The organism is Cellulomonas humilata (assembly GCF_030814415.1).
Lineage (GTDB): Bacteria > Actinomycetota > Actinomycetes > Actinomycetales > Cellulomonadaceae > Cellulomonas > Cellulomonas humilata_A.
Map to the genome: position 1 here is coordinate 228,458 of NZ_JAUSVB010000001.1, position 11,689 is coordinate 240,146.

At 71.0% G+C, this 11,689-nt stretch carries 11 protein-coding genes; 5 read left to right on the forward strand and 6 right to left on the reverse strand.

Features of this window, described 5'->3' with window-relative positions:
- Positions 1 to 37 precede the first annotated feature (37 nt).
- The 3 genes from xseA to J2X26_RS01000 all read left to right on the forward strand — a co-directional run bounded on the left by xseA (position 38) and on the right by J2X26_RS01000 (position 2,737).
- Positions 38 to 1,294 (forward strand): exodeoxyribonuclease VII large subunit, encoded by a 1,257-nt coding sequence (gene xseA / locus J2X26_RS00990; protein WP_307489053.1) that lies wholly within the window; start codon positions 38 to 40, stop codon positions 1,292 to 1,294.
- Between the two features lie 208 nt (positions 1,295 to 1,502).
- The gene (locus J2X26_RS00995) at positions 1,503 to 1,808 is read left to right on the forward strand and encodes an exodeoxyribonuclease VII small subunit (RefSeq protein ID WP_307489055.1); all 306 of its coding nucleotides are present in this window, start codon (positions 1,503 to 1,505) and stop codon (positions 1,806 to 1,808) included.
- Entirely contained in the window at positions 1,805 to 2,737 is a 933-nt protein-coding gene (locus J2X26_RS01000; protein ID WP_307489056.1) for a carbohydrate kinase family protein, read from the forward strand. Before J2X26_RS00995 ends, J2X26_RS01000 begins: the two co-directional genes overlap by 4 nt.
- A gap of 16 nt (positions 2,738 to 2,753) precedes the next feature.
- Here J2X26_RS01000 and J2X26_RS01005 read toward each other — a convergent pair whose 3' ends face one another.
- Genes J2X26_RS01005 through J2X26_RS01020 form a run of 4 tightly spaced genes read right to left on the reverse strand, consistent with a single transcriptional unit; the run spans position 2,754 to position 7,123 of the window.
- Positions 2,754 to 4,010 carry an ABC transporter ATP-binding protein gene (locus J2X26_RS01005; protein WP_307489058.1) on the reverse strand — a complete coding sequence of 419 codons (1,257 nt, stop codon included), beginning with the start codon at positions 4,008 to 4,010 and terminating at the stop codon, positions 2,754 to 2,756.
- Between the two features lie 16 nt (positions 4,011 to 4,026).
- Positions 4,027 to 4,875 (reverse strand): carbohydrate ABC transporter permease, encoded by an 849-nt coding sequence (locus J2X26_RS01010; RefSeq protein WP_307489060.1) that lies wholly within the window; start codon positions 4,873 to 4,875, stop codon positions 4,027 to 4,029.
- Positions 4,875 to 5,831, reverse strand: a complete 957-nt coding sequence (locus J2X26_RS01015; RefSeq protein WP_307489061.1) for a carbohydrate ABC transporter permease — start codon at positions 5,829 to 5,831, stop codon at positions 4,875 to 4,877. Before J2X26_RS01015 ends, J2X26_RS01010 begins: the two co-directional genes overlap by 1 nt.
- The gene (locus tag J2X26_RS01020; protein WP_307489063.1) at positions 5,828 to 7,123 is read right to left on the reverse strand and encodes a sugar ABC transporter substrate-binding protein; all 1,296 of its coding nucleotides are present in this window, start codon (positions 7,121 to 7,123) and stop codon (positions 5,828 to 5,830) included. Before J2X26_RS01020 ends, J2X26_RS01015 begins: the two co-directional genes overlap by 4 nt.
- A 139-nt stretch (positions 7,124 to 7,262) precedes the next feature.
- Here J2X26_RS01020 and J2X26_RS01025 point away from each other — a divergent pair, with 139 nt between their 5' ends.
- Both J2X26_RS01025 and J2X26_RS01030 read left to right on the forward strand, forming a co-directional pair.
- The gene (locus tag J2X26_RS01025) at positions 7,263 to 7,898 is read left to right on the forward strand and encodes a carbonic anhydrase (RefSeq protein WP_307489064.1); all 636 of its coding nucleotides are present in this window, start codon (positions 7,263 to 7,265) and stop codon (positions 7,896 to 7,898) included.
- A 21-nt stretch (positions 7,899 to 7,919) separates the two neighbouring features.
- Positions 7,920 to 9,317, forward strand: a complete 1,398-nt coding sequence (locus J2X26_RS01030) for a class II fumarate hydratase (RefSeq protein ID WP_307489065.1) — start codon at positions 7,920 to 7,922, stop codon at positions 9,315 to 9,317.
- Positions 9,318 to 9,365: 48 nt separating this feature from the next.
- On the opposite strand, the gene J2X26_RS01035 is transcribed toward J2X26_RS01030, so the two are convergent.
- Positions 9,366 to 11,072 carry a DHA2 family efflux MFS transporter permease subunit gene (locus J2X26_RS01035; protein WP_307490680.1) on the reverse strand — a complete coding sequence of 569 codons (1,707 nt, stop codon included), beginning with the start codon at positions 11,070 to 11,072 and terminating at the stop codon, positions 9,366 to 9,368.
- Positions 10,988 to 11,620 carry a PadR family transcriptional regulator gene (locus tag J2X26_RS01040; protein ID WP_307489067.1) on the reverse strand — a complete coding sequence of 211 codons (633 nt, stop codon included), beginning with the start codon at positions 11,618 to 11,620 and terminating at the stop codon, positions 10,988 to 10,990. Before J2X26_RS01040 ends, J2X26_RS01035 begins: the two co-directional genes overlap by 85 nt.
- Positions 11,621 to 11,689: the final 69 nt, after the last annotated feature.

An 11,689-nucleotide genomic window follows, 5' to 3' on the forward strand; every position in this document is an offset into this window, starting at 1 on the left:
GGGCGGAGATGTCGGCGCCATGAGGCAGGCTGGGCGTGTGAGCACCGGCCCCCTGAGCACCCCGGCGACGGCCGGCCCTCGTCCGCTGCGCGCGGCGGACACCACCCCCGACCGCCCCTGGCCGGTGCGGCACCTGGCACCGAAGATCGCCGACTACATCGCGAAGATGCCGCCGGTGTGGGTCGAGGGGCAGGTGCTGAACCTCAAGCGGTGGAACACCCTCTACTTCCTGACGCTGCGCGACACCGACCTCGACATGTCCCTGTCGGTCACGGCCCCGGCCTCCGCCATCGACAAGCTCGCGGACAAGCTCGCGGACGGTGCGCACCTCGTGGTGCACGCCCGACCGCAGTTCCACGCCAAGAAGGGGACCCTGACGTTCGCCGCCGACGACGTGCGGCTGGTCGGGCTCGGCGAGCTGCTCGCGCGGATCGAGCACCTCAAGGGCGTGCTCGGCGCCGAGGGGCTGTTCGAGCCGTCGCGCAAGCGCGGGCTGCCGTTCCTGCCGGCGGTGGTCGGGCTGATCGTCGCGCAGCAGGGCGACGCCGAGCACGACGTGGTGTCCAACGCACGCGCCCGGTGGTCCGCGGTGCAGTTCGAGATCCGCCGGGTGACCGTGCAGGGGCCGCGGGCGGTGCCCGAGGTCAGTGCGGCGATCGCGGAGCTGGACCGGGACCCGCGCGTCGACGTGATCGTGGTCGCCCGCGGCGGTGGGTCGTTCGAGGACCTGCTGCCGTTCAGCAACGAGTCGCTGGTGCGCGTCGCGGCGGCCTGCAGGACACCTCTGGTCAGCGCGATCGGGCACCACCTGGACACGCCGCTGCTGGACCTCGTCGCGGACCTCCGCGCCTCGACTCCGACCGACGCCGCCAAGCGGATCGTGCCGGACGTCAGCGAGGAGCGTGCGCGGCTGACCCAGGCGCGGCTGCGCGCCCGGGCCGCACTCACGCACCGCCTCACCCGCGAGCAGAGCGGGCTCGACCACTGGCGCAGCCGGCCCGTGCTGGCCAACCCGACGACGCTGGTGGACATGCACGAGCACCGCGTCGACGCCCTGCGCGAGAGTGCGCGGCGGTCCCTGCACACCGCGCTCGTGCACGGCCGCGCCGAGGTGGCCGGGCTCAGCGCCCAGGTCCGTGCCCTGTCGCCGGCCGCCACGCTCGACCGCGGGTACGCCGTCGTGCAGGGCGCCGACGGGCACGTGGTGCGGGACCCGGACGACGTCGCGCCCGATGAGCTGTTGCGTATCCGGGTCGCCCGCGGCGAGCTGGCCGCGACGGTCACCTCGAGCTGACGGACGACACGCGACCGTCTGCGCCAACCGCGCCGCGTGCTCGTCCGCGCGACGCAACCCAGGGCCGATCGACGACGTGCGGACGAGTCGCGCCAACGGTGCCCGCAGCGCGCCCGCATCACCCGGTCCGGACGCCGCTCACCGCGACCCGCTGCGGCCGCGGCGGACACCGGCCGGCGCTGTGGGCACGTCCTGGTTGACTGTCCCCGTGCCGAAGTCGTCCCAGTCCGCCGCGTCCGCCTCGTCGTCCGCCCCGCCCGACCCGAACGCCGACGTCGCCGCCCTCGGCTACGAGGAGGCCCGCGACGAGCTCGTCTCGGTCGTCGCCCGGCTCGAGGCCGGTGCGGCGACGCTCGAGGAGTCGCTCGCGCTCTGGGAGCGCGGTGAGGCGTTGGCGACGCGGTGCCAGGAGTGGCTGGACGGTGCTCGTGAGCGGCTCGCCGCCGTGCGCGACACAGTGGTGGGCGCGGAGGGCAGCACGAACGACAGCATGGACGACGAGGAGACGCGATGACCACGCCGACAGCAGACCGGGCCCTCGTGATCGGCGAGGCGCTCATCGACGTGGTCGCACGCCCCGACGGCAGTCGCGCGCAGCACCCCGGCGGCAGCCCCGCCAACGTCGCCCTCGGGCTCGGCCGGCTCGGTCGGCGCGTGGACCTGCTGACGTGGCTCGGGCAGGACGCGGACGGCGACCTGGTGCGCCGGCACCTGCTCGGTTCGGGCGTCAACGTCCTGCAGGGCAACCGGTCGGCGCTGCGCACCCCCGTCGCGACGGCGCACCTCGACGCCGAGGGCACCGCTTCCTACGAGTTCGACCTCGAGTGGGACCTGCCCGAGACGTGGGACGAGGAGCCCGGCAACCCGCTGGTCGTGCACACCGGCTCGATCGCGACGGTGCTGCAGCCCGGCGGTGCCGCAGTCGCGACGATCGTGGCCCGCAGCCGCGCGACGTCGACCATCACCTACGACCCCAACCTGCGACCCGTGCTCATGGGCTCACCGGCGCACGCCCTGCCCGTCGTCGAGGCGCTGGTCCGCCTGGCCGACGTCGTGAAGGTCAGCGACGAGGACCTCGCGTGGCTGCACCCCGGTGTAGCACCGGCGGAGATCGCCGAGGAGTGGAGCCGGTCCGGGCCGTCGCTCGTCGTCGTCACGCACGGCGGCGAAGGGGCGTTCGCGAGCACGTCGGCCGGCGCGCGGATCTCGGTCGCGGCGCCGAAGGTGCAGGTCGCGGACACCGTGGGTGCCGGGGACTCGTTCATGGGCGGGCTGATCGACGGGCTCTGGTCGGCCGGGCTGCTCGGGGCGGACCGTCGGCAGGCGCTGGCGGACGTCGACGCCGCGACGGTCGAGGGCGTGCTGGAGCGGTGCGCGCGCATCGCCGCGATCACGGTCTCGCGCGCAGGCGCGAACCCGCCGCGCTCGACCGAGCTCGACTGAGGCGACCTGGGGGACGTCAGGCGCGGGACTTCTCGCGGGCCTGTGCGCGCTCCAGCGACGCCTTGCGGTCGGCCTCGTTCTCCTGGTCGATCGACTTCGCGGCCTCGGCGTCCCAGGTGAGGTTCTCGCCGGTCTCGGGGTCGAACACCATCATGCGCGCGGGGTCGAACCAGAGGTTCGCGTCGTCGCCGTCGCGGACCTTCGTCTCGGACCCGAGCGTGACGATGAGCTGGGTGCGCAGGCCCTCGCCGTCGAGGTCCCGGTCGAGCTCCTCGAGGGTCGTCGCGACGTCGGGGTTGGTATCGAACGGGATGTACGCGTAGAGCTCCGAGCCGAGCCACTCGCTGACGTCCACGGGCGCGTCGAACGTGACGCCGGACGCCACCTTGGACTCCTCCAGCAGGTTGACGTCCTCGAAGTGCTCGGGGCGGATGCCGACGATGACGAGCTTCTTGTCGCCGAGCTTCGAGGCGAGGTCGGCGGAGATGGGGACGTCGGCGAACGGCAGCTTCATGGTCGCTCCGTTGACCTCGCCGGGCAGGAAGTTCATGGGCGGCGAGCCGATGAAGCCGGCGACGAAGAGGTTCACGGGCTGCTCGTAGAGGCCACGCGGGCTGGCGACCTGCTGGAGCTCACCCTTCCGAAGCACCGCGACGCGGTCGCCCAGGGTCATCGCCTCGGTCTGGTCGTGCGTGACGTAGACCGTGGTGGTGCCGAGACGGCGCTGCATGCGGGCGATCTCGGTGCGCATCTGGCCGCGCAGCTTGGCGTCGAGGTTGGACAGGGGCTCGTCGAAGAGGAAGGCCTCAGCCTCCCGGACGATGGCGCGGCCCATCGCGACGCGCTGCCGCTGCCCGCCGGACAGGTTCGCGGGCTTGCGCTGCAGGTGGTCCTGCAGCTCGAGGGTCTTGGCGGCGAACTCGACCTTCTCCGTGATCTGCGCCTCGGTGAACTTGCCCTTCTGCAGGCGCAGCGGGAAGGCGATGTTCTCGAAGACCGTCAGGTGGGGGTAGAGCGCGTAGTTCTGGAACACCATGGCGAGCTTGCGGTCGCGAGGTGCCTTGTCGTTGACCCGCGTCCCACCGATCGTCAGCTCACCGGCCGTGATGTCCTCGAGGCCGACGATCATGCGCAGCAGGGTCGACTTCCCGCAGCCGGACGGGCCGACGAGGATGACGAACTCGCCGTCGGCGATGTCGAGGCTGACCCCTTTCACGGCGAGGAAGCCGTCGCCGTACTGCTTGACGATGTCCTTGAGAGTGATGGCGGCCATCGGATCTCCTTCGTGGTCAGCCCTTGACGGCGCCCTGGGTCAGGCCGGACACGATCTGGCGTTGGAAGAGCAGGACGAGGATGACCACGGGGATGGTCACGATGATGGCGGCGGCGGAGATCGACCCCGTCGGCTCCTCGAACTGCGAGGCGCCGGTGAAGAACGCCAGCGCAGCGGGCACCGGCCGGGCGCGGTCGGTCGACGTGAGCGAGATGCCGTACACGAAGTCGTTCCAGGCGATGAAGAACGCGATCAGCGCGGTGGTGAACACGCCAGGTGCTGCCAGCGGCACGATCGCCTTGCGGAAGGCCTGCCACGTGGTCGCCCCGTCCACCTGGGCGGCCTGCTCGAGCTCCCACGGGATCTGGCGGAAGAACGCCGCGAGGGTCCAGATGGAGATCGGCAGCGTCAGCGAGAGGTACGGGATGATCAGCCCGAGCCAGGTGTCGTAGAGGCCGATGTTCCGCCAGAGGTTGAACAGCGGCGTGACGATCGAGATGACGGGGAAGATCGAGACGCCGAGCGCGGTGAGCAGGACCAGCCGCTTGCCCGGGAAGTCGAGCCGGGCGATCGCATAGGCCGCGAGCGTGGCCAGGACGACCGCGATGGCGGTGGCGATCAGGCAGATGCCGATCGAGTTGCGCAGCGAGGACAGGAACAGCGTCTGCGCGGACCCGCCCGGCGCGAGGATCTCCTCGTAGTTCACCCACGTCCAGGTCTTCGGCCAGAACAGCCCGAGGTTGAGCTGGCTCGGCAGCTTGAACGACGTCGCGAAGATCGAGACGATCGGGAACAGGGCGTAGGAGATGACGAAGATCGTGATGAGGGCCCAGGCCCACTTGGCCCTCGTCGACAGCTGCTTCATCAGCCAGCCCCCCTCGCGCCGCCGGCCAGATCGACCTTGAAGAGCTTGACCGCGACCCAGCAGATGCCGATCACGCACAGGAAGAGGAGCACGGAGATCGCGGAGCCGAGCCCGATCTCGAGCCGTCCGATCGACGTCCGGTAGGCCAGGAGCGACAGCACCTCGGTGCCGTTGGCCCCGTTCGTCATGATGAACACGTTGTCGAAGATGCGGAACGCGTCGAGGGCCCGGAACAGGACCGCCACCATGATCGCGGCCTTCATGTTCGGCAGGACCACTCGCGTCAGCCGCTGCCACCACGTCGCGCCGTCGACCTCGGCCGCCTCCTCGAGCTCGGTCGGCACCTGCGAGAGGCCCGCGAGCAGGAGGAGCGAGATGAACGGCGTGGTCTTCCAGATCTCCGACATGATGATGACGAACAGGCTGGTGCCCTGCTGGGCGAACCAGTTGAGGTCCGTGCTGATCCCGGGCACCCAGTCGAACCAGTGGTTGATGTACCCCGAGTTGATGTCGAAGGCGTAGAACCACGCGAAGGCCGAGACCACGGTGATGATCCCGTACGGCACCAGGATCGCCGTGCGGAGCAGACCGCGGAGCTGGGTGATCGCGCGGTGCATGACGAGCGCGAGCGCGAACCCGAGGAGCAGCTCGATCACCACCGTGGTGACCGTGATGAAGACGGTCACGCCGAGCGCCTGCCAGAAGAGCGGGTCGGTCAGCACGACGGAGTAGTTGCTCAGACCTGCCCAGCTCTTGTCGTCCGGCGCGGTGAGCCGGAAGTGGAAGAGCGAGTCGTAGAAGGCCTGCAGGATCGGGTAGAGCGTGACGGCGAGCATGACGACGAACGCCGGCCCGGCGAGCAGCCAGCCGAGGCGGGCCTCGGACTTCGCGCGGTCGCTGCGCCCGGCCTTGGCCGCCGCGTCGCGCAGGTCCGGCTTGTCGGCGACGGCGGTCATAGCAGCTGCTCCCCTCGAAGCACGGCGGTGATCAGGTCGCTCGACTCGGCCGGGGTGACCTCTGGCGTCACCGCGCTCGGCGGGTGCCACGTCTGCTGCAGGCCGGTGGACACCTCGTTGTAGTACGGCGTCTGCGGCCGGGGCACGGCGAGCTCGAGCGACTCCCGGATGACGTCCGCCATCGGGAACGCCTCGATCACGGCCGGGTCGTCGAAGGCCTCGGTGTTGGACGGCGGGTTGCCGTTCGTCGCGAAGTACTGCGCCTGGTGCTCGGGGGTCACGATGCACTCGGCGGCCGCGTAGGAGAGGTCGACGTAGTTGCTGAAGGCCCCGATGCCGAGGTTGATCCCGCCGTAGGGCGGAGCGGTCGGCTGGTCGGCGGTCACCTGCGGGTACAGCGCCCAGCCGATGTCGTCGAGCAGCGCCTGGTCGAACGTGCCGTCCTCGACGCCGGCCTTCGTGGCGGACCAGACGAACGGCCAGTTGACCATGAAGGAGCCCTTGTCGCCCTGGAAGATGGCCAGCGACGCTCCCTCGTCCTCCGTCGGCAGCGCGGGACCGCCGAGGTTCTCCTTGCCGATCGTGCCGATGATCGTCGCGGCGGCCTCACCCGCCGGGCTGTCCAGGCCGAGAGTGACCTCGTCGGCCGGAGCCTCGGGATTCTCGATGATCGTCCCGCCCGCCGACGCGATGAGCGCGTTGATCCACACGGTCAGCGACTCGGCCTTGGTGCCCTGGACGGCGAGGTACTTGTCCTGGTCCTGGGACGCGGTCATGATCTGGTCCCACGTCACCGGCGCCGCGGCCGGATCCAGCCCTGCCGCCTTCGCCACGGACTTGCGGTACCAGAGCAGCTGCGTGTTCGCCCAGAACGGGACGGTCACGAGCTTGTCGCCCCACGTTGCCCCGGCCAGCGCGCCGGCCACGACGTTCTGGGTCACCCGCTGCGCGACGTCGTCGGGCACGGGGGCCAGGAACCCGGGCTCGGCCATCTCCGGGATGAACGGCGGGTCGAGGCTCATGATGTCGATCGACGAGTCCTTGGCGGCCAGTCGTCGGGCCAGCTGCTCGCGCTGCGCGCTGGCGTCGCGCGGCAGGACGGACGTCTCGATGACGTACTGACCGTCCGCGGCCTCCGTGCACTGCTTGGCGATCTCGGCCTGGCCACCGTCGTCCGGGTTGATGTACCAGGTGAGGACGGGTGTCCCGGACCCGGATCCTGCACAGGCTGCCAACGGAGCGACGAGCCCCACCCCCAGCACGAGGGCGAGCGCCCGTGTGCGTCGTCGCACGGAGCACCTCCGAACCGAGGCGTCGACGCCTCACACCCAAGGGCTACACCCGTTCGGCCCATGCGCGCCACCGCTGGCAGCATTTCTCGCACGTTGAGCCGGTCTCCCCAACCGCGTCCCGACCTGCGACGATGACGCCGTGCCACGCCCCACCACACCTGCCGAAGCCTGGTCCGCCCTGCGCGAGGGGAACGAGCGGTTCGTCCGCGGCGAGATGCTCCACCCCTCACAGGGGGTCGACCACCGCTCCGAGCTCAGTGTCGCCCAGTACCCGTTCGCGGTGATCTTCGGCTGCTCGGACTCCCGGGTGGCCGCCGAGATCATCTTCGACCAGGGGCTCGGTGACGTGTTCGTGGTCCGCACCGCCGGCCACGTGCTCGACACCACGGTCGTCGGGTCGATCGAGTACGGCGTCGACGTCCTCGGGGCGTCACTGGTCGTCGTCCTCGGTCACGACAGCTGCGGCGCGGTCGCTGCGGCGACGACGGCGCTGACGACGGGCGAGCTGCCCACGGGCTTCGTGCGCGCGATCGTCGACCGGGTCATCCCGAGCATCGTCAACCTGGGCGGCGGTGGCCTGGGTGCGCTGGACACGCTCGACCCCGCGGTCCTCGGCCACGAGCACGTGCGGCACACCGTGCAGATGATCCAGGGGTACTCCCGATCGCTCGCCGAGGCCGTCGCCGAGGGGCGGGTGGCGATCATCGGGCTCGAGTACACGCTGGCCGACGGGACCGTGCACCTGACGGAGTCCCTGGGGGACGTCGAGCCCTGAGCGTGCGGCAGGATGGCTCGCATGACTTCTGAGTTCCGCATCGAGCACGACACGATGGGTGAGGTGCGCGTCCCCGTCGACGCCCTCTACCGCGCACAGACCCAGCGGGCGGTCGAGAACTTCCCGATCTCCGGCAGCCGCCTCGAGCGCAGCCACATCGAGGCGCTCGCCCGCATCAAGAAGGCGGCGGCCCGCGCGAACGCCGAGCTGGGCGTGCTGGAGCAGGACGTCGCGGACGCCATCGTCGCCGCCGCCGACGACGTCGCGACCGGCGCGCACGACGGCGACTTCCCGATCGACGTCTACCAGACCGGCTCGGGCACCAGCTCGAACATGAACACCAACGAGGTGCTCGCGACGCTGGCGACGCGGCTCCTCGGGCGCGACGTGCACCCGAACGACCACGTCAACGCGTCGCAGTCGTCGAACGACGTGTTCCCGACGTCGGTGCACGTGGCCGCGACGGCCGGCGTCGTCCGCGACCTGATCCCCGCGCTGGCGCACCTGGCCGAGTCGCTCGAGGCCAAGTCCGTCGAGTGGGCGCAGGTGGTCAAGTCCGGTCGCACCCACCTCATGGACGCGACGCCGGTGACGCTCGGGCAGGAGTTCGGCGGCTACGCGGCCGCCGTCCGGTACGGCATCGAGCGGCTCGAGTCGGCTCTCCCCCGCGCTGCGGAGGTCCCGCTGGGCGGAACGGCCGTCGGGACGGGCATCAACACCCCGGCGGGCTTCCCCCAGCGGGTGATCGCGCTGCTCCGCGAGGACACCGGCCTGCCGCTGACCGAGGCACGCGACCACTTCGAGGCGCAGAGCTCGCGCGACGGGCTGGTCGAGCTCTCGGGAGCGCTGCGCACGATCGCGGTCAGCCTCACCAAGATCTGCAACGACCTGCGCTGGATGGGCTCCGGACCGAACACCGGCCTCGGCGAGATCGCGATCCCCGACCTGCAGCCCGGCTCGTCGATCATGCCCGGCAAGGTCAACCCGGTCATCCCCGAGGCCGTGCTGATGGTCGCCGCGCGCGTCGTCGGCAACGACGCCACCGTCGCGTGGGCCGGTGCGAGCGGGTCGTTCGAGCTCAACGTGCAGATCCCCGTGATCGCCGCGGGGGTGCTGGAGTCGGTGCGCCTGCTGGCCAACGCCTCGCGGCTGCTCGCGGACAAGACCGTGGTCGGGCTGGTCGCCAACGTCGAGCGTGCCCGCGCCCTGGCCGAGTCGTCGCCGTCGATCGTCACGCCGCTCAACCGCGTGATCGGGTACGAGGCCGCGGCGAAGATCGCCAAGCACGCCGTCAAGCACGGGATCACCGTCCGGGCCGCCGTGATCGACCTCGGCTTCGTGGAGCGCGGCGAGGTCACCGAGGAGCAGCTGGACAGCGCGCTGGACGTGCTGAGCATGACGAGGCCGCCGCAGGCCTGAGCCGACGACGAAGGCCCCGGGGTTCTCCCCGGGGCCTTCGTCGTACGGTCAGACCTCTGCGGTGACCTTGGCGACTGCCGCCGGCGCGTGGTGCACCGGGCGGCCACCCTTCATCGCCAGGCTGGAGACGAGCCCCAGCACCAGCACCGCGACCGTCAGCAGCATCGTCTGCGTCACCGCCGTCGCGAAGCCGGAGTGCACCGCCTGCTGCGCGACCTGACCGATCTGCGCGGCGACGTCCGCCGGCACCGACGACGGCAGCTGCGGGGCCGCGCCGCTGGCGAAGTTCCCCGACGCGAACCCGTCGACGAACGACTGTCGGAACTGCTCCGGCACCTGGTCCGCGGCAGCCTCGGCGGCCGCCGGGATGGTGACCGCGAGCCGCGAGGTCAGCATGGCGACGATCGCGGCGGAGCCGATGACGCCGCCGATCTGGCGGGTCGTGTTGAACGCGCCGGCGCCGGCGCCCGCGGTGCGGCCGTCGAGACCCGAGGTGGCCAGGTTGGCCAGCGGCGAGAACAGCGCGCCGGTGCCGATGCCGAACAGGGTCATCGGCAGGACCAGGTGCCAGACCGGTGCGTCGGGCTGGACCGCGAGCGCGAGCCACGTGATGGCGACCGAGAGGATGGCGAACCCGCTGGCCACGACCCACTTGCCCGCGACCTTGTCCGAGAGCCGGCCGGCGAACGGCGCGACGACGCCGGACAGGAGCGAGCCCGGCAGGCCGACGAGCGCGGCGTTCAGCGGGCTCAGGCCGAGGACCTCCTGCAGGAACAGCGTGAACGGGAAGAAGATGCCGATCATCGCGAAGGTCACGGCACCGCCGGCCACGTTGGACAGAGAGAAGTTGCGGCTGTGGAACAGGGTCAGCGGCAGCAGCGCGTCGCTCCCGCGGTGGCGCTGCCAGAGCACGAAGCCGACGAGCACGATCACGCCGGCGCCGATGACGCCCCACACCGTGATCGGTCCGGTGATGGTGCCCCAGTCGTACGTCGCGCCCTCCTGGAGACCGAACACGACGAGGAACATGCCGACGACGGACAGCAGGACGCCGAGGCCGTCGAACGACCGGTTCGCCGTGGGGAGCGTGGGGAGGGTCCGCAGCGCGAGCACGAGGGCGACGACGCCGACGGGGATGTTGACGTAGAAGATCCACTCCCAGCCCACCGTCTGGACCAGCAGGCCGCCGAGCACCGGGCCGGTGATGGTCGCGACGCCGGCGACGGCACCCCACAGGCCCATCGCGGCGCCGCGCTTCTGCGGCGGGAAGACACGCGTGATCATCGACATCGTCTGCGGGGTCATCAGCGCGGCGCCGACGCCCTGGAGCGCGCGAGCGACGATGAGCATCTCGATCGACCCCGACAGGCCGCAGAGCAGCGACGTGACAGTGAAGATGACGAGCCCGACGACGAAGACGGGCCGCGGCCCGAACCGGTCGCCCAGCCGGCCGGTCACCAGCAGCAGCGTGGCGAACGTCAGCAGGTAGGCGCTGTTCACCCAGCCGACCGCTGTCAGGTCGGCGTCGAACGCCGTGACCAGCGACGGGATGGCGATGTTCACGATCGTGGTGTCCACCATGATCATGAAGAAGCCCAGGCAGAGGGCGGGCAGGATGCTCCACGGACTGCGTCCGTGGAGGTAGACGAGCGCGCGAGGCTGCTCAGAGCTCATGAGATGTCCTTCGGGGGTGGATCGAGGGCGCGCAACGAGCGCTTGGCCTCGTGGAACGAGTCGGGGATCGGGCTGGTCCAGTCGAGGGCGCCGGACTGCAGCTCGGTGAGGGTGTGGTCGAGCCAGTCGATCTCGGCGCGCAGGGTGGCCAGGTCGTGCTCGACGTCGAGGAGGTACCGCCGGGGCAGGCCCAGCCGGCTGAGCGAGTCGTAGGACGTGGCGAGCCGGTCCCGGTGCGCGACCTTGCGGTCCCGCCGGCGGACCAGCTGCGCGACGACCTCGTCGGCGGGCAGCTCGTTGGCCTCGGCCAGACCGACCGAGAAGAGCGGGTACGCGGGGTGCTCGTCGCCGAGCAGGCTGGTGAGCCGGGCGGCGAACTCGGTCCGGCCGGCGGCGGTGATCCGGTAGGTGGTGCGCTCGGGACGCTTGCCGGTGCGGTCGGTGCCGACCACCTCGACCAGGCCGTCCCGCTCGAGCCGTTCGACGCCGTGGTAGACCGCGCCGGGGTTGACGCGGACGATCCGGGTGTCGCCGCGCTCCACCAGGGTCTGGTGGAGCTGGTACGGGTGCATCGGCTGCTCGTGCAGGAGCCCGAGCACGAGCACCGCGACCGCCGAGAGCTCGGCCATCAGATCACCTCCGGATAGACTATTCCGACTGGAATATACCCTCGGGAAGACCCGGAGTCATCTCGGTTC